The organism is Streptomyces sp. M92, from assembly GCF_028473745.1.
GTDB lineage: Bacteria > Actinomycetota > Actinomycetes > Streptomycetales > Streptomycetaceae > Streptomyces.
The window spans coordinates 1,859,156-1,880,838 of the sequence record NZ_CP101137.1 but is presented as its reverse complement, the minus strand read 5'-3'; the positions used below and the strand labels follow the sequence as shown (position 1 = coordinate 1,880,838).

Sequence of the window (21,683 nt, the reverse complement as noted above, 5' to 3'; positions counted from 1 at the left end):
GGCGCCGGCGCCGACCGCTCGCGGTCGGCGCCGTCAGTCGCGGGGCAGCGGGCGGGCGTCGGGGGCCACATGGGTGGCCGGTGTCGCCCGCACGATCGTGATCAGGCGGTCCGTCAGCTGGAGCCCGCCGACGACCGGGTCGTCGTAGCCGAGCACCCGGTGCCCCCGCACAACGCTGACCACCAGGTCGTCCACCTCCCGCGGAACCCTGCCCACCTCGGACTTTATGACCGGCCGCTCGATGAGGTCGAGTCCGCTGCCCTGGCTGATCAGGTCTTCCATGACCATGCCGGCGGCGGGGCTGAGCACCGAGAGACCGAGCAGGCGGCCCGCGGCGCTGGCGCTGGTGATCACGGCGTCGGCACCGGACTGCTTCAGCAGCGGCGCGTTCTCCTCCTCACGGACCGCGACCACGATCTTCGCGCCCCGGTTGAGCTGCCGGGCGGTGAGCGTGACCAGTACGGCCGTGTCGTCGCGCTGGGTGGCGATGATGATCTGCTTCGCCCGGAACAGTTCGGCCCGGTTGAGCACATCGCTGCGCGTCGCGTCGCCTATCACCCCCGCGTAGCCGTGGGCCGTGGCGGCCTCGATGGCCTTGCCGCTGGGGTCGACCACGACGACCTGCTCCTTGCGCAGCCCGGTCGCGCAGACGGTCTGGATCGCCGACCGTCCCTTGGTGCCGAAGCCGACGACGACGGTGTGATCGCGCAAGGTGGACCTCCAGCGGTTCAGGCGCCACTCCTCCCGAGTGCGCTCGGTGAGGGCTTCCAGCGTGGTGCCGACCAGGATGATCAGGAACATCACGCGCAGGGGCGTGATGACGAAGATGTTGGTCAGCCGGGCGGCGTCGCTGACGGGCGTGATGTCGCCGTAGCCCGTGGTGGAGAGGGTGACGGTGGCGTAGTAGAAGGCGTCGAGGAGGTCGACGGAACCGTCTGAGTTGTCGTTGTAGCCGTCGGCGTCGGCGTAGACGATGAAGGCCGTCACCAGCAGGACCACCAGGGCCAGGGACAGCCGCTTGCCGACCTGACGGATCGGGTGCTCGACCAGCTTCCTGGGGAGTTTCACCCGGTGGGTCACGAGGTGTTCGTCCGCCTGGCGGGCGATCGCGTCCTGGCCCGGAAGTTTCACGTGAAACACACTCCGATACCGCCGGTGGTCCAGGGCAGGTCGAGCAGTTCGGCCTCCTGGCCGGGACGCGCACCGCCCGGTGGTACGACGGCCAGGGCGTCGGCGGCGGCGATGCCGCGCAGCATGGCCGGACCGTTGTAGTGCAGGGGCACGGCACGGTCGCCGCGCAGGACGACGGGGACCAGCCGGGTGTCGTACGGGTGCCCGTGCACCGCGTCCCGCAGCGGCAGCCTGTAGGACTCGGGCGCCGGGCGGGCGGCGAGGGTGCGCAGCAGCGGCTCGGCGAGCGTGAGCAGTCCGGAGACGGCGGCGAGGGGGTTGCCGGGCAGGCCGACGAGGTGCTGGTCGTCCCCCAGGCGGGCCAGCAGCATGGGGTGGCCGGGGCGCACCTGGACGCCGTCCACGAGGAGTTCGGCACCGATGCGGCTCAGGACGGGGTGCACGTGATCGACGGGGCCCGCGGCGGTGCCGCCGGTCGTGACGACCAGGTCGGCGTCGGAGGCCGTGACGGCGCGGTACAGGGCCTCGGCGTCGTCGCCGACCCGGCAGACCGTGCGGACCTCGCCGCCCAGGGCACGCAGCCAGGGCGGCAGCATCGGGCCGAGTGCGTCCCGGATGAGGCCGTCGTGCGGCAGCCCCCCGGTGAGCAGCTCGTCGCCGAGGACGAGGACGTCGACGCGGGGGCGGGGGACCGCGGTGAGCGTGTCGTACCCGGCGGCCGCCGCGAGGCCCAGCACGGCCGGGGTGACCACGGTGCCGACGGGCAGCAGCTGGTCGCCGCCGCGGCACTCCTGGGCGCGCGGCCGGATGTCCTGGCCGTGGACGACCTCGCGGGTGGGATGCAGCCGGTCCCGTTCGTCGGTGCGGCCGTGCTCGGTGCGCAGGACGGCGGTGGTGTCCGCGGGGACGCGGGCGCCGGTGGCGATACGGACGGCTTCTCCGTCGGTCAGTGCCGCGGGTTCCGCGTGTCCGGCCAGAACACCCTCGTCGCGCACCGTCCAGGGGGCGGGGCCGGAGACGGCCCAGCCGTCCATCGCGGAGGTGTCGAAGGAGGGCAGGTCGGTGAGGGCGGTGAGCGGGGTGGCCAGGGTGAGACCGAGGGCCGCGTCGAGGGGCGCCGGGGCGGGGGCCCGGCGGGCGGCACGGACGGCGGAGCGGGCCGCGCGTTCGGCGGTCGCGCGGGCCTCGGGCCAGGGGGTCGCGCTGTGGCGGTCGCCGTGGTGACGGGGGCCGCTGTGGGGGTGCGGGCCGCCGTGGGGCTGGGGATCGCCGTGGTGTGGGGCGTGCGGGTGGGTGGCCGGTCCGCCGGGGGTGCCGCCGGGAGGGCCGGGGTTCTCCTTCACGAGGGCGAGCGCCTCCTCGACGTCGAGGTCGTCGGCTTCCTCGCCGGTCCGGGTGCCGGGGGAGGTCATCGGGCGTCCGGGCGGGTGTCGGGGGTGGCGTCGGGAGCCACGTCGGGCTGGCCCGCCCGGGGCGGGGCGGGCGGGGTCTCGGCGGCCGCGGCCTCCTCAGCCCAGCGCCCGGCGAGGGCGGCCGCCTTGCGGGCGGTCTCGGCGACGGCCTCGGGGCCGCCCCCGGCCCGGCCGGCCGCGTAGCCGACGAGGAAGGTGGTCAGCGGCGCCGCGGGCCTGGCCACCCCGTGGGCGGCGTCCCGGGCGAGGTCGAGCAGGAGGCCGGTGTCGACGTCGAGGTCGATGCCCAACTCGTCCTTGGCTGCGGAGATCCATTCATCCAACACGTGACCATGCTCCCTGATGCGTGCCCTTGCGGTGGCGAGGTCGTCCCAGGTGTCGCAGTCGAACGAGGCGACCGCGTCGGGGACACGGGTGAGGCGGAGGGCGCCGGTCAGCCGGCGCAGGGGCAGCCCGGTGAGGCCCGCCCGGCCCGTCCCGTCTCCCCGGTCCCGGGTGAGCGCGGCCAGTTCGCGGCGCAGCGCGGACGCGCGGTAGGCGGCGACGAGGGGCTGGTCGCGGCCGTCGGCGTCGGTGAGCAGGACTCCGTCGGCGTCGCTCGCGGCGAGGGCGGACAGCAGGCGTCCGACGGTGGGGCCGGCCAGGAACGGCAGGTCTGCGGAGAGGACCACGACGTACTCGGCCGTGGTGTGTGCGAGGCCGGCGGCGAGGGCGGCCAGCGGTCCGCCGCCCGGCGGGTCCTCGCGCGCCCAGGTCACCGGGCGCGCGGTGGGTCGCGGGGCAGCCACGACGACGGTGCGCCGCGCTCCGGCGCAGGCGGCGAGCACCCGGTCCAGCAGCGCCCGCCCGCCCACGCGCAGGCCGGGTTTGTCGGCACCGCCGAGCCGCCGGGCGGCACCGCCGGCGAGTACGACGGCGTCGTACCCGACGAGGGCCGCGCCCGGCGCGGGATCGGTGCCGGCGCCGGGGGCACCGGGGGGCTCGTACGCGGTCACCCCCCGAGTATGCGTCCCGGCGCGATCACAGGGAACGCTGGGGAGCCCGCGCGGCAGAGCCGGTGCCCGGGGCCGGTGCCGACACCTCCGTCACTTCCGTCACTCCCGTCACGCCGGTCACGCCGGTCACGCCGGTCACGCCGGTCACAACGTCCGCAGCAGCACCGCCGGTTGTTCCACGCAGTCCGCCACGTACCGCAGGAAGCCGCCCGCAGTACCGCCGTCGCACACCCGGTGGTCGAAGGTCAGCGACAGCTGCACGACCTGACGCACCGCCAACTCGCCCTCGTGCACCCACGGCTTGGGGACGATGCGGCCGACGCCGAGCATGGCGGCCTCGGGGTGGTTGATGATGGGCGTGGAGCCGTCGACGCCGAAGACTCCGTAGTTGTTCAACGTGAAGGTGGAACCGGTCAGTTCGCCGGGCGTCAGCCGCCCCTCGCGAGCCGTCTCCGTGAGCCGGGCGAACTCGGCGGTGAGCCCCTCGGCGTCCCGCGCGTGCGCGTCGCGGACGACCGGTACGACCAGCCCCCGGTCCGTCTGCGCGGCGAAGCCGAGGTGGACGCGGTCGAGCTGGACGACCTCCCTGGCCTCCGTGTCGACCGTGGAGTTCAGCTCGGGGAAGCGGGCCAGGGCGGCCGTGCAGATCCGGGCCAGCAGGGCGAGCAGGGCGATCTTCGGCCCGCCCGCCGCGTTCATGGCCGTGCGCGCCCGCATCAGCTCGGTCGCGTCGGCGTCCACCCAGCAGGTCGCGTCCGGGATCTCGCGCCGGCTGCGGGAGAGCTTGTCGGCGACGGCGCCGCGGACGCCCTTGAGCGGCGTACGGATGCCGCCCGGCGGCACCGCGGGGGACAGGGTGCGCGCGGTGGCCGCGGGGACCTGCCCCGCGGTCGTCCCGGCCGCGTGCGGGCCGGTCGCCCGGGCCGCCGTACGGCCGCTGCCCTGGGCCTCGGCGGCCCGCAGGGCGTACTCCACGTCCGCCCGCAGGATCAGCCCGTCCGGTCCGGAGCCGGTCAGCTCCCGCAGATCAAGGTCGTTCTGCCGGGCGAGCCGGCGCACCAGCGGGGAGATGACGGGCACCGGCCCGTCCGCCGGCTCGGCGGCCCGGGCCCGGCCGTTGACCCGCCCGACCGCCTCCGCACCGGTCGCCGGCCCGGCGACCGGTGCCCCGGCGGACACCCGCCGCTCCGGCCGTACCCGGCGCCGGCGGGCGGGTGCCTCCGAGGTGCCGTACCCGACCAGGACGTTGCCCGAGCCCTCGGACTTCGCCTCCCCCGTCCCGGGCTCCTCGGCCCGAGGCGTCCGCGCTCCACCGCCGCCGGTGCCCGAGCCCTCCGCCGGACGGTGGCCGTCGGCCCCCTCGCCCACCGCCACCGTGATCAGCGGCGCCCCGACCGGCAGCTCGGCGCCCTCCTCGCCGAAGCGGGCGGTGACCACGCCGCCGTACGGGCAGGGCACCTCGACCATCGCCTTGGCCGTCTCGACCTCGACGACCGGCTGGTCGACGGCGACGACGTCACCGACCTCGACCATCCAGCGCACGATCTCCGCCTCGGTGAGGCCCTCACCGAGGTCGGGGAGCCTGAATTCCAGGCTGCGACCGTCAGAAGCGTGTGCCATCAGCTTTCGGCCTCCCACTGCAGGCGCCCCACGGCGTCCAGGATCCGGTCCACACCGGGCAGGTGGTGACGCTCCAGCATCGGCGGCGGGTACGGGATGTCGAACCCGGCCACACGCAGCACCGGCGCCTCCAGGTGGTGGAAGCAGCGCTCCGTGACCCGGGCCGCGATCTCCCCGCCCGGGCCCCCGAAGGAACCCGACTCGTGGACGACGACCGCGCGTCCCGTCCGCCGCACCGAAGCGCACACCGTCTCGTCGTCGAACGGCACCAGGGAGCGCAGGTCGACGACTTCGAGGTCCCAGCCCTCGGCCCGGGCCGCCTCGGCCGCCTCCATGCAGACGGCCAGCGACGGCCCGTACGTGATGAGTGTGGCGCTCCGTCCGGAGCGACGCACCACCGCGCGGCCTGTAGGTTCAACGGGCGTGGGCTCCTCGGGGTTCCAGGTGTCCTTCGACCAGTAGAGCCGTTTGGGTTCGAGGAAGACGACCGGGTCGTCGGAGGCGATGGACTGCCGCAGCAGCCCGTAGGCGTCGGCGACGGTCGCGGGCGTGACGACATGGAGCCCCGGAGTCGCCATGTAGTACGCCTCGGACGAGTCGCTGTGGTGCTCGACGCCGCCGATGCCGCCGCCGTAGGGGACACGGATGGTCAGCGGCAGGGCCAGCTTCCCGCGCGTGCGGTTGCGCATCTTGGTGACGTGGCTGACGACCTGCTCGAACGCCGGGTAGGCGAAGGCGTCGAACTGCATCTCCACGACCGGGCGCAGCCCGTACATCGCCATGCCGACGGCGGTGCCGAGGATGCCGGCCTCGGCGAGCGGGGTGTCGGTGCAGCGGTCCTCGCCGAACTCCTTCGCGAGTCCGTCGGTGACCCGGAAGACGCCGCCGAGGGTGCCCACGTCCTCGCCCATGACGTGCACGCTCGGGTCGGCGGCCATGGCGTCGCGCAGCGCGCGGGTGAGGGCCTGCGCCATGGTGGCCGGCTTGACGGCGACCGTGGTCATCGCTGTCCCCCTTCGGATGCCCCGGACACGGAACCGGACGCGGAACCGGTCTCCGCCTCGGCCTCCGCCGCCAGCTCGGCGCGCAGCAGGTCCCGCTGCTCGCGCAGCTGCCCGGTGGGCTCGGCGTAGACGTGGGCGAACAGGTCCATGGGATCGAGGGCCGGGTCCTGGTTCATGCGGGCGCGCAGGTCGGCGGCCATGGTCTCGGCCTCCTCGCGGGCGGCCGCGACGCCGTCCTCGTCCAGCAGGCCGCGCTCGGTCAGCTCCCGCTCCAGCAGCTCGACCGGGTCGTGCCGGCGCCAGGCCTCGACCTCGGCGTCCCCCCGGTAGCGCGTGGCGTCGTCGGCGTTGGTGTGGGCCTCCACGCGGTACGTGATCGCCTCGACCAGCGTGGGGCCGCCGCCCGCGCGGGCGTGCCGGACGGCGTCGGAAAGGACCTCGTGCACGGCGACGGCGTCGTTGCCGTCGACCAGGCGGCCGGGCATTCCGTAGCCGACGGCCTTGTGGGCCAGCGACGGGGCGGCGGTCTGCTTGGCGAGCGGCACGGAGATCGCGAAGCCGTTGTTCTGCACGAGGAAGACGACCGGCGCCCGCCAGACGGCGGCGAAGTTCAGCGCCTCGTGGAAGTCGCCCTCGCTGGTGCCGCCGTCGCCGACCATGGCGAGGGCGACCACGTCGTCGCCCCTCAGCCGGGCGGCGTGCGCGAGGCCCACGGCGTGCGGGAGCTGGGTGGCGAGCGGCGTGGACAGGGGGGCGACCCGGTGCTCGCGGGGGTCGTAGCCGGTGTGCCAGTCGCCGCGCAGCAGGGTGAGGGCCTCGACGGGGTCGACGCCGCGGGCGACGACGGCGAGGGTGTCGCGGTAGCTGGGGAAGAGCCAGTCGCGCTCCTGAAGGGCCAGCGCGGCGGCGACCTCGCAGGCCTCCTGGCCGGTGCTGGAGGGGTAGACGGCCAGCCGGCCCTGCTTGGTCAGCGCCGTGGCCTGCGCGTTGTAGCGGCGGCCGTGGACCAGCCGGGCGTACAGGGTGCGCAGCAGTCCGGGGTCGGCCTGCTCGGCGGCCTTCGTGCCGAGGACGCGGTACGGCTCCGCGTCGGGCAGCAGCGGCGCGGGGTCGGTACGGGGCTGCCAGGCGGGCGGCGGTGTGGGCCGGTACGCGCCCCGCTGCTCCATGACCGTCATGACGGCACCTCCTCGTGGGAGCGGCTCCGGGCTCGTCACGGGTGTGACGGGCCTCACCTACCGATTGTTCGGTCGTCGGCACATTTTGGCTACAGGCGGCCCCAGGCTGTGGACAAACGGTTCTCCACAGCCTGAGATGGACGCAGTACGTCCATCGTAAGAAGGCGGGGGGACATGGCATCTGAACAAATGGCCGAACGCCCGGACGACGCCGCCGGTCCCGAGGACTCCGCGGCCCCGCCGCCCCCGCGCCCGCTGGACGCCATCGATCAGGACATCCTGCGCATGCTCCAGGCGGACGGCCGCGCCTCGATACGCTCGGTCGCCGAACGGGTCCACGTCTCCCGCGCGAACGCCTACGCCCGCATCAACCGGCTCGTCGAGGACGGCGTCATCCGCGGCTTCGGCGCCCGCGTCGACCACGAACGGGCCGGGCACGGCACGTCGGCGTACATCACCCTGAAGATCGTCCAGAACTCCTGGCGCACCGTCCGCGCACAGCTGCGGCAGCTCCCCGGGGCCTCGCACATCGCCCTGGTGGGCGGCGACTTCGACGTCCTGCTCCTGGTCCACACCCCCGACAACCGGGCCCTGCGCGAGCTGGTACTCACCCGCCTCCAGGCCATCCCCGAGGTGCTCAGCACCCGCACCCTGCTGGTGTTCGAGACCGAGGACCTGGAGCCGCAGGGCTGACCTCCGGACCGCCGGGGCCGCCGAGGCCACCGGGGCCACCGGGGATACCGGGGATACCGAGGCCACCGGGGATACCGAGGCCACCAGGGATACCGACGAGCCGCCCGCTCAGGACGGCTTGCGCAGCCCCCCGAACACCAGCCGCGCCACCGCGTCGACCACCTCGCGCTCGCCCGCGCCGCCGGCGCCCCCCGCGCCGCCCCGGCCGTCGGGACCGTCCGGGCGGTACCACTCCACGATCGAGTTGATCATGCCGAAGACCAGGCGGGTCGCGAGCCGCACCTCCACGTCCGCGCGCACGTCCCCCTCGGCGGCCGCCGCCTTCAGCAGGTCGGCCACCCGGTGGTCGAATGCGCGCCGCCGCTCCAGCGCCCAGCGCTCGGTGTCCGTGTTGCCGCGTACCCGCAGCAGCAGGGTCACGTACGGCAGTTCGGCCATCAGCACCTCGACCATGCGCCGCACGACGTACTCCAGCCGCTCGGCGGCGGAGCCCACGCACGCGTGCTCCTCGTCGAGGATCCCGAACAGCTCGTCGAGGGCCCGGCACACGGCCCGCCGCAGGAGCTCCTCCTTGCCGGCGACATGGTGGTAGATCGACGACTTGGAGATGCCGGCCGCCTTGGAGAGGTGCTCCATGGAGGTGCCGTCGTAACCGCGCTCGATGAAGACCTGCACGGCGACGGAGAGCAGCGTCTCGGGCGTGTACGTGTCGCGCTTGGCGGTGGTCATGAGGTGCCGCCTTCCTGCTTGTCGGAGGCGTAGGCGTGGCGGTAGAGCGCCAGGGACGGCGCGTACCGGCCGGTGGGGGCGCACGCGTGCAGGTTGTCGAGGAGCTCGCAGGCCCAGCCTCCGCCGAGCCGGCGGCTCCACTCCAGCGGACCCAGCGGGTAGTTGACACCCAGGCGCATCGCGGTGTCGACGTCCTCCTCGGTGGCGACGCCCTTGGCGACCGCCTCGACGGCCAAATCGATGATCCGCGCCACCGTACGGGCGACGATCATGCCGGGGACATCGCCGATGACGCTGACCTTCTTGCCGAGCGCCTGGAACAGGCCGGTGGCCTGGGCGACGGTCTCCGGCGAGGTGGACTGCGAGGCGGACAGGGCGACGCGGGTCGCCGCGCGGTAGTCCAGCGCGAGGTCGAAGTACACGACGTCCCGGAACTCCACCGAGGTCTGGCCGTCGGCGAGCACCAGCTGCCCTCCACTGGGCAGCACGAGCCGGGTGCCCTTGTCCTCGTCCTCCCGGCGCACCTCGATGCCCGCCTCGCGGACCATCGCGACCACCTCGGCGGCGGGCCCGAGGTCACCCTCGACGACGACGTACGCGGGCGGACCGGCCGGTTCGGCGGTGTGCGGCTCGGGGCGCTCGGCGCCGTCGCGGTAGTCGTACCAGCCGTGCCCGCTCTTGCGGCCGAGCCTGCCGGACTCGACCAGGCGGCGCTGGGCTAGCGAGGGCGTGAAGCGCACGTCCTGGAAGAACGCCTGCCACACGGAGTGGGTGACGGACTCGTTGACGTCCTGCCCGATGAGGTCGGTCAGCTCGAAGGCGCCCATCCGGAAGCCGCCCGACTCGCGCAGCACGGCGTCGATGGTGGCCGGGTCGGCGCCCTGGTCCTCGTGGACCGCGAAGGCCTCGGCGTAGAAGGGGCGGGCGACGCGGTTGACGATGAAGCCGGGGGTGTCGGCGCAGGCGACCGGGGTCTTGCCCCAGGCGCGGGCCGTCTCGTACGCGCGCGTGGCCGACGCGACGTCGGTGGCGGACCCGGAGACCACCTCCACCAGCGGCAGCAGCGGGGCCGGGTTGAAGAAGTGCAGGCCGACGAAGCGGCCGGGGCCGCGGAGCGCGCCGCCGACGGCGGTGACGGAGAGCGAGGAGGTGTTGGTGGCGAGCAGGCAGTCGTCGCCCACGACGTCCTCCAGCGCGCGGAACAGCTCCTGCTTGACGTCCAGCCGCTCCAGGACCGCCTCGACGACCAGGCCGCAGTCGGCCAGCTCGGCGAGGGACCCGGCGGGCCGGAGCCGGGCACGGGCGGCGTCCCGTTCGGCGCCGGTGAGGCGTTCCTTCTCGACGAGCCGGTCGAGCCGGGCGCCGATCGCGTCGGCCGCTTCCCGGGCCCGGCCGGGGGCGGCGTCGTACAGCCGCACGGGATGGCCCGCGACCAGCGCCACCTGGGCGATGCCCTGACCCATGGTGCCGGTGCCGACGACGGCGACGGGGCTGCTGAGGTCGAGTGCTGTCATGTGCGCGATCCTCCCGCACGGGGTTTTCCACAGATGCGGCGGTCCCCCTTGTCCCGACCGATCGTTCGGTTACTCTAGCCGTGTCCGCCCACCCGTCTCCCACCACCACCCTGCCCGAGGCGCTGCGCGCCGCACCTTTTGATATTCCCGCCCAGGTTTCCCCCCAGGTCCCGGACTCGACGGAGAGACTCGACGAAGAGTCGACGGCGCGTCCGGAAGAGACGAGGAGTTGGTCCCGCATGGCCGCCGAACTCACCGCGCACCAGCTGATCGACCGGCACCGGCCGACCCTGGACCAGGCGCTGGAGACGATCCGCACGCGCGCGTACTGGTCCCCCCACCCCGAGCACCCCAAGGCCTACGGGGAGAACGGCAGCCTGGACACGGCCGCGGGCAAGGCCGCCTTCGACGCCCTGCTCGGCACCCGCCTCGACCTCGGCCAGCCCGGCACCGACGACTGGGTCGGCGGCGAGGTCTCCCCGTACGGGATCGAGCTGGGCGTGGAGTACCCGCACGCGGACCTCGACGTGCTGCTGCCCGCCATGAGGGCGGGGCAGCGGGCGTGGCGGGACGCGGGCGCGGAACTGCGGGCGATGGTCTGCCTGGAGATCCTCAAGCGGATCGCGGACCGCACCATGGAGTTCGCGCAGGCGGTCATGCACACCTCCGGGCAGGCCTTCATGATGGCCTTCCAGGCGGGCGGCCCGCACGCGCAGGACCGCGGCCTGGAGGCGGTGGCGTACGCGTACGTGGAGCAGTCCCGCACCCCCGAGACGGCCGAGTGGACCAAGCCCCAGGGCAAGCGCGACCCGCTCGCGCTGACCAAGGCGTTCACGCCGGTACCGCGCGGCATCGGTCTGGTCATCGGCTGCAACACCTTCCCGACGTGGAACGGCTACCCGGGCCTGTTCGCCTCCCTCGCCACCGGGAACGCGGTCCTGGTCAAGCCCCACCCCCGCGCGGTGCTGCCGCTCGCGATGACCGTGCGGGTCGCCCGCGACGTCCTCACCGAGGCCGGCTTCGACCCGAACCTGGTGGCGCTGGCCGCCGAGCGCCCCGGCGAGGGCATCGCCAAGACCCTGGCCACCCGGCCCGAGATCCGGATCATCGACTACACCGGCTCCACCTCCTTCGGCGACTGGCTGGAGGCCAACGCCCGCCAGGCCCAGGTCTTCACCGAGAAGGCCGGCGTCAACACGGTGATCGTCGAGTCGACCGACGACTACAAGGGCATGCTCGGCAACCTGGCGTTCTCGCTGTCCCTCTACAGCGGCCAGATGTGCACCACCCCGCAGAACCTGCTGATCCCCCGCGACGGCATCCGCACCGACCAGGGCGACAGGACCTACGACGAGGTGACCGCCGACCTCGCCCGTGCCGTAGAGGGCCTCCTCGGCGACGACGCCCGGGCCAACGCCCTGCTCGGCGCCATCGTCAACCCGGACGTCAAGGCCCGCCTGGAGGCCGCCGCCGGACTCGGCGAGGTCGCCCTCGCCTCCCGCGAGGTGGCCAACCCGGAGTTCCCGGACGCGGTCGTGCGCACCCCGGTGATCGTCAAGCTGGACGGCGCCAAGCCCGACGACGAGGCCGCCTGGACCAGCGAGTGCTTCGGCCCCGTCTCCTTCGCCGTGGCCGTCGACTCCGCCGACCACGCCGTTCAGCTGCTGCGCCACAGCGTCCGCGAGAAGGGCGCGATGACGGTCGGCGCGTACACGACCGACCCGGAGGTGGAGCGGTCCGTGCGGGAGGCCTGCCTGGAGGAGGCCGCCCAGCTCTCCCTCAACCTCACCGGCGGGGTGTACGTCAACCAGACGGCCGCCTTCTCCGACTTCCACGGCTCCGGCGGCAACCCGGCGGCCAACGCGGCCCTGTGCGACGGCGCGTTCGTCGCGAACCGCTTCCGGGTGGTGGAGGTCCGCCGGCCCGCCTAGGACGGCCGGCCAGGACGGCCGGTCAGGACATCTGGGACACCCGCGGTGCGCCCCCGCCCGCGCTCCAGTGGTACAGCGTCATGGCCACACTGGTCGCGAGGTTGTAGCTGGAGACCTGGGGGCGCATCGGCAGCGCCACCAGGTGGTCGGCCCGCGCGCGCAGCTCCCGCGACAGGCCGCTGCGCTCGGAGCCGAAGGCGAGCAGCGCCTCGTCCGGCAGCCTCAGCCCGCGGATGTCCTCGCCCTCCGGGTCCAGCGCGAACAGCGGCCCGGACGGCAGCCGATCCACCTCCAGCCGCTCCACGGCGGTCGCGAAGTGCAGCCCCGCCCCGCCCCGCACCACCGTGGGGTGCCACGGGTCGAGGGGGCCGGTGGTCACGACACCGGTCGCCCCGAAACCGGCGGCCAGCCGGATCACCGCCCCCGCGTTGCCGAGGTTGCGCGGCTGGTCGAGAACGACCACGGGCGCCCGGCGGGGCGTGTGCGCCAGCGCCCGGAGCCCGGCCTCCCGGGAGGGCCGTACGGCCAGGGCGGCCACGGCGGTGGGGTGCGGGCGCGGCACGAGGGAGGCGTAGGTCTCCGGCGCCACCTCGGTCAGCAGCCCGTCCAGGGCGTCCCGTACGTCGGGTGCCAGCTCGTCGGCGAGGGCCAGGGCCGCCGTGCGGTCGGCGGTGACGGCCACGGGGACCTCGGCACCGAAGCGCAGCGCGTGCTTGAGGGCGTGGAAGCCGTCGAGCAGCACGCAGCCACCGGCGTACCGGCGCCAGTCGGCCGACGGGTCGAGGTCGGGATCGGTCATGCCCCGAAGCCTACGTGCGTGTGATCGGGGCCCCGTCCGCCCCGGAACCGGTCTGCTGGACGCCGGCTTCCTGCGCACCACCGGTCCCGCCGGAGTGGGCACGCGGCCCGGGCACCGTCGCCGTACCACCGCCGTCCCCGCCGATGCCCCCGCCCCCGGCCGGCGGCCCGCCCGCCCGCGAGCCCGGCAGCAGGAGCAGCAGCCGGTCCCGCCCGCGTACCGCCCAGCCGCCCGTCCGGCGCAGGAAGGAGGTCGGCAGGAAGACCGCGTCGGCGGCGATCATCGCCAGCGAGAAGAACGGCAGCCCCAGCACCACGGCGATCACCGCGTGCTCGGTCATCATGGCGGCCAGCAGCACGTTCTTGACCCGCCGGTTGAACAGCGTGAACGGGAAGGCGACCTGCACGGCGACCGTGCCGTAGGTGATGAGCATGACCATCGTGCCGCTGGCCGCCAAGGCGTCGGAGAGCGCGGGCCACGGCGAGAAGTAGTCCAGGTGCAGCGGGTAGAAGACCGCGGTGCCGTCCTGCCAGCGCGAGCCCTGGATCTTGTACCAGCCCGCCGTGGCGTAGATCAGACAGGCCTCGGCCATGATCACGACCAGGGCGCCGTTGTGCACGACGTTGGTGACCACGTCGAGCAGGACGCGCGGCTGGCCGCTCCCCGTACCGCGCCCCACGACCCACCACAGGCCCTGCGCCACCCACACCGCCCACAGCAGCGCCGGGACGAACCAGTCGCCGTCCAGCCCGCCCGCCAGCGTCACCGTGAGCAGCACGAACCCGAACACGCACCACAGCACCGGCCCGACCCGGTCCGCCACCCGCTCACCGCGCGCCCGTGCCTGCTCCGCGCGCCGCGCCCGGCGGGCGTCCAGCGACCACACCTGGCCGCAGCGGGTGAGGACCAGGTACATGCTCATCAGGTGCAGGACGTTGTCGCCCCCGTCGCCCATGAACACGCTGCGGTTCTGCAGGGACAGCACGCCGACCATGAAGAGGACGGACACGGTCCGGGTGCGCCAGCCCAGCAGGAGCAGCACGCTGCTCAGCACGGCCAGCGCGTAGACGATCTCGAACCAGACCTGCCCGTCGGACCACATCAGCACGGTGAAGGCGCCGTTGTCCGCGATCAGCTGCTCGGCGAGGTCGTGGCCCCAGGGGCTGTCGGGGCCGTACAGCTCCTGGCGGTGGGGCAGCTCACGCAGCAGGAACAGCAGCCAGGTGGCGCTGAAGCCGATGCGGATCACGGCCGTCTGGTACGGGCCGAGCGCGGCACCGGTGACGCGGGCGACACCGCGGGAGACGGAGAGGACGATGCGGTTCACGCGGCGCCCCCCTTCTTCTCGCTCTCGCCGGACACCGGCCACCAGGGCAGTTGGCGCACGGTCGGCCGGTCGGAGACCTTCACCCCGCTCCACGGGGGCGGCTCCACGTTGGTGGTCCGGGAGCGGTACTGGACGCGCTCGACCACGCCGTCCGGTCCGGCGGCGTCGTTGCGTTCCAGGCGCAGGACCGCGATGCGCCGCAGATAGGACTCGGAGAGCGCGCCGCGCAGACCCACCGGGCGGTCGTCGGAGTCGTGGGTGGAGACGAAGAAGTCCCAGGCCCGGCGCAGCTCGTTCTGCTGGGTGTGGCTCGGCGCCGGGTTGCCGTCGATGGCCCGGCCGTCCTCGGCGGACAGGTCGTACCAGCCGGTCGTGCGTATACCGCCGTCCGCGGTGCTCACCTCGGCGCGGACCTGGACGGAGACGTTCTGCTGGAGGGGGTTGGGGGCGAAGAGCTTCCAGTTCTGCTCGAACTCCGGGAAGACCCACTCGTCCACCGCGGCGCCGTGCTTCTTGGTGAGGGTGTTCGACGGGGCCACGTGCAGGAAGACCAGCCCCAGGTGGGCACAGACGGCGACGGCGACGACCGCGAGGGCGATCACGGCACCGACCTGGTAGCGCGGGGAGAGCGCGGCGACACCGGTGCGGGGCTCGGCGGCCTCGCCGGGCTCCCCGGCGGCCCCGGCCTCCGCCCCGGTACTCCCGGCAGCCCGGGTACTCCCGGCAGCCCCGGTACTCCCGGTGCCGCCGCCCGCTCCGGCCGGGACGTCCTGATCGTCGCCCCGCCCCTGCCGAGCGTCCGAGCCTGTGCCGTACGCGTCCATTCCGCCCCGTTCCGGTCCTGATCCTCGTTCCGCCCGCCCCGCCACGGGGCGCCAGCGCACCACGGTGCGGCTGCTCGGCGACGTTCGAACGGGAACGGTACTCAGGACCGGCCGCCCGCACAGCCCCCGGTGGGCCGACCGCGCCGTGGGGGACACCACACCGGCGACAGGGGCCCGGTCTGCCCCAGGGCCTGTCGGACAGGCCCTAGACGACGTGCCCCGGCTCGCCCTTGCCGTCCACCACGGGCCGCCCGGCCGCCGCCCACACCTGCATGCCGCCGTCGACGTTCACGGCGTCGATGCCCTGCTGGACCAGGTACATGGTGACCTGGGCCGAACGGCCGCCGGAACGGCAGATCACGTGGACGCGGCCGTCCTGCGGCGCGGCGTCGGTCAGCTCACCGTACCGGGCGACGAACTCACTGATGGGAATGTGCAGCGCCCCGGCGGCATGACCCGCCTGCCACTCGTCGTCCTCGCGGACGTCCAGCAGGAAGTCGCCGTCCTTGAGGTCCGCGACCTCGACCGTGGGCACACCAGCTCCGAAACTCATGCCCCAGACGCTACCGGAGCCACCGCCCGGCTCAGTCCTGCCCGAGCGCCGCCGCCAGCTCCGCCTCGCGCTCCCGCACCTGGGTCGCGAGCTGTTCGGCGATCTCCTCCAGCAGCCGGTCGGGATCGTCCGGGGCCAGCCGCAGCATGCCGCCGATCGCGCTCTCCTCCAGCTCCTTGGCGAGCAGCGTGAGCATCTCCTTGCGCCGGTCGAGCCATTCGAGACGCGCGTACAGCTCCTCGCCCCGGCTCGGGCGCCGCTCGGGCACCGGCCCCGCGGCCCACTCCCCGGCCAGCTCCCGCAGCGCGTCCTCGTCACCGCGGGCGTAGGCGGCGTTGACCCGGGTGATGAACTCCTCGCGCCGGGCCCGCTCGTCCTCCTCCTGCGCCAGGTCGGGGTGGGCCTTGCGGGCCAGCTCGCGGTAGAGCTTGCGGGCCTCCTCGCTCGGGCGCACCCGCCGCGGGGGGCGTACCGCCTGGTCCGTGAGCATCGCAGTGGCCTCCGGGAACAGCCCGTCCCCGTCCATCCAGCCGTGCAGCAGCTCCTCGACCCCGGGGATGGGCATCAGCCGGGCCCGCGCCTCGTCGGCCCGGCGCCGGTCCTCGGCGTCACCGGTGCGGGCGGCCCGGGCCTCCAGGATCTGCGCCTCCAGCTCCTCCAGGCGCGCGTACACCGGTCCGAGCCGCTGCTCGTGCAGGCGGGAGAAGTTCTCCACCTCCACGCGGAAGGTCTCCAGCGCGATCTCGTACTCGATGAGTGCCTGCTCGGCGGCCCGTACGGCCTTCTCCAGCCGTTCCTCGGGACGCGGCGCACCCCCCTGCTCGGGCTCAGCTTCGGGCGTCGTCACCCGACCAGCCTAGGGCCTGCGGGCCGGGGAAGCCGCCCGCGCGGTCCCCGGCACTCCCCTCACACCCCCAGCTCCGCCGCGACCCGTCCGGTCCGCACGGCGGCGAGCAGTACGGCGTGATCGGCCTCCGTGCGGTCGGCGTAGGCCACGGCGAAGGCGGCCACCGCCTCGTCCAGCTCGCCGTTCTTGCCGCAGTAGCCGGCGATCAGCCGCGGGTCGGCGCTGTGCGCGTGGGCACGGGCCAGCAGGGCGCCGGTCATCCGGCCGTAGTCGTCCATCTGGTCGGCGGCCAGGGCGGTGGCGTCGACGCTGCCCTTGCGGTTGCGGAACTGCCGTACCTGGAAGGGCCGCCCGTCGACCGTGGTCCAGCCCAGCAGGATGTCGCTGACCACCTGCATCCGCTTCTGCCCCATGACCACCCGGCGCCCCTCGTGCCCGGCCTCGGGGGTGTCGAACCCGGCGGTCGCCAGGTGGGGCAGCAGAGCGGAGGGCCTGGCCTCCTTCACCTGGAGCACGAGCGGTTCGCCGCGATGGTCCAGGAGCAGGACGACGTACGACCGCGTACCCACGCTGCCGGTGCCCACGACCCGGAAGGCGACGTCGTGCACGGCGTACCGGGCCAGCAGCGGGAGCCGGTCCTCGGAGAGGGTCGCCAGGTACGGCTCCAGGGCCGCCGCGACCGACGCCGCCTCGGCGGCCGGGACGCGCCGCAGCACCGGAGGGGCGCCCACGAAGCGCCGTCCGCCGTCCTCGGTGGCCTCGGTCGACTTGGCGGCGAAGCGTCCGCTGGTGTTGGCGCGGGCCTTCTCGGAGACCCGTTCCAGGGTGCCGAGCAGGTCGTGGGCGTCGGTGTGGGAGACCAGCTCCTCGTCCGCGATGGCGTTCCAGGCGTCCAGCACGGGAAGCCTCGCCAGCAGCCGCATGGTGCGCCGGTAGGCGCCGGCCGCGTCGTGGGCGGCCTCTCGGCAGGTGTCCTCGTCGGCGCCGGCCTCCCGGCCCGCGAGGACGATCGAGGCGGCGAGCCGCTTGAGGTCCCACTCCCAGGGGCCGTGGACGGTCTCGTCGAAGTCGTTCAGGTCGATGACGAGGCCGCCGCGGGCGTCGCCGTAGAGCCCGAAGTTGGCGGCGTGCGCGTCGCCGCAGATCTGCGCGCCGATGCCGGTCACCGGGGTGCGCGCCAGATCGTACGCCATCAGCCCGGCCGACCCGCGCAGGAAGGCGAACGGCGTGGCCGCCATCCGGCCCGCGCGTATGGGGGTGAGCCCGGGTATCCGGCCGCGGTTGGACTCCTCGACCGCGCTCACCGCGTCCGGGCGGGAGCCGTCCAGGCCGAGGGCGGCGTGCGCGGACCGCGGGACGCGCGTGCGCAGCGCCTTGCCCTCCGCCTTCGGCGACCCGCCGGCGGGCCACCGCGCGAACCCGGGCACGTCCGGCACCCGGCCGACGCCTCCCTCCGCGCCGCCCGCCGACCCCGCCGCGCCCGTCACGTCCGTCACGTCCACCACACTCACCGCGTCACCCTCGTCCACCGCACCGGCCTCGTCCGCCGCGCCGCGCGTCCCCGTCATCGCCTCGGCCATCCCGGCCGCCCTCCCCGTCCTCGTACCTGAGCCGTCCCGCCCGCCCGGGCCACCGCCCGAGCCGTACCCGGCCGCAGGCCGCCGCCCGAACCCGGAACCGACGCCCGGCCGGAGCCACCCCCGCCCCGGACAGCCGCCCGGGCCAGGGCCGCCCCCGAAACCCGGCAGACCCCAAGCCCACCCGGCCTCATCGACCCGGCGTCAACGCGCCACGACCGTACCGCCGCACGAACCGCCCGTACACGCCGCCTCCCACCACCCACGTGTACGGCCGTGCCCAACCCACCGGAACCGCCCCCGCCCCACCCCCCGCCTCCACCTGCACAAGCACCCCACACCCCCGCGACACCCACCCCCACGAACACGACCACACCGCCCACAACCCGCCCGGCCGCCCCGCGACCACCACCCGAACGCCCCCGAGCACCCGACCACCCGAGCGCGCCCCACCCCGAACACACCTCGCCCCCACATAACGCCGAACAGAGGGCGAAGCAGGAGGTGCCCAGGCACCGGCCGCCGCGCCTACGGTTTCCAGCGATCACCACGGAGCGCGCCCGTCGAAGCAACGACAGCAGCCTGCCCCGCGCCGGCGGGTGCGCTCCCTGTCCCGACGTCCCGGATCCCGCACGTCCCGCCCAGCTTCCCCAGGGACCACCCCACCGAGGAGACCGAGGAACCGCCATGACCTCCGACGCCCCCATCTCCCCCACCGGCCCCCACGAGCCCGGGCCCGCCGCAGCCCCCGACCGCGGCGTCAGCCGCAAGACGCTGCTCAGGGCGGCCGTGGCCGCCGGCGCCGCCGTCCCGCTGATCGCCACCGGCTCGATCGCACTGGCCCGGGACGCCGCCCGCGGCTCCACCGGCCGGACCCTGCCGCCGACCCCCTACTGCGACGACGGCGACGACCCGACGCCCGACCAGATGGAGGGCCCCTACTTCAAACCGAACTCCCCGCTCCGCACCGACCTGGTGACACCCGGCGCCCCGGGCACCCCGCTGACCGTCAGCGGCTACGTCTTCGGCCGCAACTGCGTCCCGCTGTCCGGCGTGCTCCTGGACTTCTGGCAGGCCGACAACGCCGGCGCGTACGACATGGCCGGGTACCGCTTCCGCGGCCACCAGTTCACCGACGCCTCCGGGGCCTTCACCCTGCGCACGATCGTCCCCGGCCTCTACCCGGGCCGCACCCGGCACATCCACGTCAAGGCGCAGGCGCCCGGGGAGCCCGTGCTGACCACCCAGCTCTACTTCCCCGGCGAGCCCCGCAACAGCACGGACGCGATCTTCGACCCGGCGCTGCTGATGAACGTCCGCGACGCCGGCGGCGGCAAGGAGGCCACCTTCGACTTCGTCCTGAACGTGGACGGCGGCCCGGGCCCGGACCCCACCGACCCGCCCACCGACCCCCCGGGCGGCACCTGGGCGGCCGGCCGTTCCTACGCGGCCGGGGACCGGGTGACGTACGGCGGGGGCGGCTACCGCTGTCTCCAGGCGCACACCTCGATGACCGGCTGGGAGCCGCCCAACGTGCCCGCCCTGTGGCGCCGCGAGCCCTGAGACCTTCCCCACAGCACCCGGCACCCCACGGCCCGGCACCCGAACACGCGAAAGCCCCTCAGGGCCGAGACCTGAGGGGCTTCCGGCCGGTGGGGCACCGACGATGCAGTTGTCCCGCGCCCACGGAGATCATTTCCCGCCGCCCCGGTCGGCGCCGTATCGGGCTCCAGGAGTCGGCGATGCCATACCCCGCGAGTTCGCCGAAGCTCGCCACGGCGAGGGGTCGGGGTCTCGTAGGTCTGGGTGCCTACTCCCGACATCGCGGTGGACGCCATGGCCGAGCCCGTCTGAGCACAGCGCACCGCGGCCATGTTCGTAGCCATGGGGGGGCCGGACAGCCGGCCTGGCCGGCTGCGGCTTCGTACAGAATTCCGGATCGGACCGAACGCGGGCGAAGTGATGGGCAGGGGCGCACGGAGTCGTGTGCAGCGGGTGGTACACGCGGTCGTCGGATCTCGTAGTCCTCCAACGGCCCGGGCCCGGGCGGACACCGAAGGCGAGCGGTCGTCTTCAGCCTCCGCAAGGAAGCCGGCTTCCTGAACACCGGCCCACGCCCGACCGGAACGGCACCGTCAAGCCACATCACCAGCGGGCCTGACGCACCACCAGCAATGTCACGGCCATACCGGCGCCGGGCTGCGGCCCCCGTGACCATTGCCTCGGACCCGGCCATCAGGACGTGTCGCATCCCGCCAGACGTGGCTCACCCAACGCCGTCCACACTGTCGTCCGGCACGCCCTCTGCCATGCCGGCCGCCAGCGTCGTACCGTCCACCGGGTCGATGAGCAGGAAGGAGCCCGTGCGCCGTGATCGTGCGTACGGATCCAGCGCCAACGGCTCGGTCGTACGCACCCGAACCCGGCCGATGTCGTTGGCGAGCAGCTCGCCGGGCGCCGGCTGTTGCGAGAGATCTTCCAGGGTGAGCCGCGACGAGATCTCCTCGACGATCGCCTTGACCGTGCGGGTGGTGTGCTTCAGCAGCACCCTCTGGCTGACTGTCAGCGGCCGGTCGGAGAGATGGCACACGGTCGCCTCGACCTCGCGCGTGGGGGTGGGCGCGACGGCTGTCGGCGCGATGAGATCGCCACGCGAGACGTCGATGCCGTCGCGCAACCGCACGGTCACCGACTGCGGAGCCCATGCGGAGTCCACGGCCCGGCCGAGCAGCTCGATGGTCTCGATGGTGCTGGTGCGGCCGGACGGAAGCACGGTCACCGGCTCGCCGACGCGCAGCGCGCCCGAGGCGATCTGGCCCGCGTACCCGCGGTAGTCGGGGTATTCGGCGGTCTGCGGACGGATGACGTACTGGACGGGGACCCGGGTCGGCTCCTCGTCCGGGCGGTGGCCGACCGGCACGGATTCCAGGTGCTCGAGCACAGTGGGGCCCCCGTACCAGTCCATCCTCCTCGACGGCTCGACCACGTTGTCCCCGGCGAGCGCCGAGACCGGGATCGCGGTGACCTCGGGGACGCCGAGCCCGCGCGCGTACGCGCTGAACTCGTGGGCGATGGCGGCGAAGACGGACTCCTCGTACGCCACGAGATCCATCTTGTTGACGGCCAGGACCACATGGGGGACGCGGAGCAGGGCCGCCACGGCGACATGGCGCCGGGTCTGCTCGACCACCCCGTTGCGGGCGTCGACGAGGACCACGGCCAGGTCGGCCGTGGACGCTCCGGTGACCATGTTCCGCGTGTACTGGACGTGCCCCGGCGTATCGGCGAGGATGAACCGCCGCCGCGGCGTGACGAAGTACCGGTAGGCGACGTCGATGGTGATGCCCTGCTCGCGTTCGGCCCGCAGACCATCGGTGAGCAGCGCCAGGTCCGGCGCCCCCTGGCCGCGTGAGCGGGAGACGCGTTCCACTGCCTGGAGCTGATCGGCGAGGACCGACTTGGAGTCGTGCAGCAGCCGGCCGACCAGGGTGGACTTCCCGTCGTCCACCGATCCGGCGGTGGCGAAGCGCAGCGTGTCGATGACCATCG

Annotated in this window: 18 protein-coding genes; 3 read left to right on the top strand and 15 right to left on the bottom strand. The window is 74.1% G+C overall.

The window, feature by feature from the left end:
- Positions 1-33 precede the first annotated feature (33 nt).
- The 6 genes from M6G08_RS08510 to pdhA all read right to left on the bottom strand — a co-directional run bounded on the left by M6G08_RS08510 (position 34) and on the right by pdhA (position 7,340).
- Positions 34-1,131 carry a potassium channel family protein gene (locus tag M6G08_RS08510; protein ID WP_272586564.1) on the bottom strand — a complete coding sequence of 366 codons (1,098 nt, stop codon included), beginning with the start codon at positions 1,129-1,131 and terminating at the stop codon, positions 34-36.
- The gene (locus tag M6G08_RS08505; protein ID WP_272586563.1) at positions 1,128-2,543 is read right to left on the bottom strand and encodes a molybdopterin molybdotransferase MoeA; all 1,416 of its coding nucleotides are present in this window, start codon (positions 2,541-2,543) and stop codon (positions 1,128-1,130) included. Before M6G08_RS08505 ends, M6G08_RS08510 begins: the two co-directional genes overlap by 4 nt.
- Entirely contained in the window at positions 2,540-3,538 is a 999-nt protein-coding gene (gene mobA, locus M6G08_RS08500) for an NTP transferase domain-containing protein (RefSeq protein ID WP_272586562.1), read from the bottom strand. The genes M6G08_RS08505 and mobA overlap by 4 nt, the downstream gene beginning before the upstream one ends.
- Positions 3,539-3,682: 144 nt before the next feature.
- Entirely contained in the window at positions 3,683-5,158 is a 1,476-nt protein-coding gene (locus tag M6G08_RS08495) for a dihydrolipoamide acetyltransferase family protein (protein WP_272586561.1), read from the bottom strand.
- Positions 5,158-6,162, bottom strand: coding sequence for an alpha-ketoacid dehydrogenase subunit beta (locus M6G08_RS08490; protein ID WP_272586560.1), 1,005 nt, complete (start codon positions 6,160-6,162; stop codon positions 5,158-5,160). Before M6G08_RS08490 ends, M6G08_RS08495 begins: the two co-directional genes overlap by 1 nt.
- Positions 6,159-7,340, bottom strand: coding sequence for a pyruvate dehydrogenase (acetyl-transferring) E1 component subunit alpha (gene pdhA, locus M6G08_RS08485; protein ID WP_272586559.1), 1,182 nt, complete (start codon positions 7,338-7,340; stop codon positions 6,159-6,161). The genes M6G08_RS08490 and pdhA overlap by 4 nt, the downstream gene beginning before the upstream one ends.
- Positions 7,341-7,514: 174 nt before the next feature.
- Here pdhA and M6G08_RS08480 point away from each other — a divergent pair, with 174 nt between their 5' ends.
- Positions 7,515-8,033: an Lrp/AsnC family transcriptional regulator gene (locus M6G08_RS08480; protein ID WP_383137979.1), complete on the top strand. Its 519-nt coding sequence runs from the start codon at positions 7,515-7,517 to the stop codon at positions 8,031-8,033.
- A gap of 108 nt (positions 8,034-8,141) precedes the next feature.
- Here the strand turns inward: M6G08_RS08480 and M6G08_RS08475 are convergent, their stop codons facing one another.
- Both M6G08_RS08475 and M6G08_RS08470 read right to left on the bottom strand, forming a co-directional pair.
- Positions 8,142-8,762 (bottom strand): TetR/AcrR family transcriptional regulator, encoded by a 621-nt coding sequence (locus tag M6G08_RS08475; RefSeq protein WP_272586558.1) that lies wholly within the window; start codon positions 8,760-8,762, stop codon positions 8,142-8,144.
- Positions 8,759-10,276, bottom strand: a complete 1,518-nt coding sequence (locus M6G08_RS08470) for a 3-hydroxyacyl-CoA dehydrogenase (protein ID WP_272586557.1) — start codon at positions 10,274-10,276, stop codon at positions 8,759-8,761. Before M6G08_RS08470 ends, M6G08_RS08475 begins: the two co-directional genes overlap by 4 nt.
- Positions 10,277-10,515: 239 nt before the next feature.
- Here M6G08_RS08470 and paaN point away from each other — a divergent pair, with 239 nt between their 5' ends.
- Positions 10,516-12,207: a phenylacetic acid degradation protein PaaN gene (paaN, locus tag M6G08_RS08465; protein ID WP_272586556.1), complete on the top strand. Its 1,692-nt coding sequence runs from the start codon at positions 10,516-10,518 to the stop codon at positions 12,205-12,207.
- 22 nt (positions 12,208-12,229) lie between these two features.
- Here paaN and M6G08_RS08460 read toward each other — a convergent pair whose 3' ends face one another.
- The 6 genes from M6G08_RS08460 to M6G08_RS08435 form a co-directional block, all read right to left on the bottom strand.
- On the bottom strand, positions 12,230-13,006 hold the full coding sequence (locus M6G08_RS08460; protein WP_272586555.1) for a TrmH family RNA methyltransferase: 777 nt from the start codon (positions 13,004-13,006) through the stop codon (positions 12,230-12,232).
- Between the two features lie 10 nt (positions 13,007-13,016).
- Entirely contained in the window at positions 13,017-14,333 is a 1,317-nt protein-coding gene (locus tag M6G08_RS08455; protein WP_272586554.1) for an HTTM domain-containing protein, read from the bottom strand.
- Positions 14,330-15,157 carry a DUF5819 family protein gene (locus tag M6G08_RS08450; protein ID WP_272586553.1) on the bottom strand — a complete coding sequence of 276 codons (828 nt, stop codon included), beginning with the start codon at positions 15,155-15,157 and terminating at the stop codon, positions 14,330-14,332. Before M6G08_RS08450 ends, M6G08_RS08455 begins: the two co-directional genes overlap by 4 nt.
- A 205-nt stretch (positions 15,158-15,362) precedes the next feature.
- Positions 15,363-15,692: a rhodanese-like domain-containing protein gene (locus M6G08_RS08445; RefSeq protein WP_272591289.1), complete on the bottom strand. Its 330-nt coding sequence runs from the start codon at positions 15,690-15,692 to the stop codon at positions 15,363-15,365.
- A 49-nt stretch (positions 15,693-15,741) separates the two neighbouring features.
- Positions 15,742-16,557: a hypothetical protein gene (locus M6G08_RS08440; protein ID WP_272586552.1), complete on the bottom strand. Its 816-nt coding sequence runs from the start codon at positions 16,555-16,557 to the stop codon at positions 15,742-15,744.
- A gap of 59 nt (positions 16,558-16,616) precedes the next feature.
- Positions 16,617-18,137: a DUF2252 domain-containing protein gene (locus M6G08_RS08435; protein WP_272586551.1), complete on the bottom strand. Its 1,521-nt coding sequence runs from the start codon at positions 18,135-18,137 to the stop codon at positions 16,617-16,619.
- 684 nt (positions 18,138-18,821) lie between these two features.
- On the opposite strand from M6G08_RS08435, the gene M6G08_RS08430 reads away from it, so the two are divergent.
- Complete coding sequence (locus M6G08_RS08430; RefSeq protein WP_272586550.1) at positions 18,822-19,697, top strand: dioxygenase family protein; 876 nt, start codon at positions 18,822-18,824, stop codon at positions 19,695-19,697.
- Between the two features lie 703 nt (positions 19,698-20,400).
- Here the strand turns inward: M6G08_RS08430 and cysN are convergent.
- Entirely contained in the window at positions 20,401-21,681 is a 1,281-nt protein-coding gene (cysN, locus tag M6G08_RS08425; protein ID WP_272586549.1) for a sulfate adenylyltransferase subunit CysN, read from the bottom strand.
- Positions 21,682-21,683 lie beyond the last annotated feature (2 nt).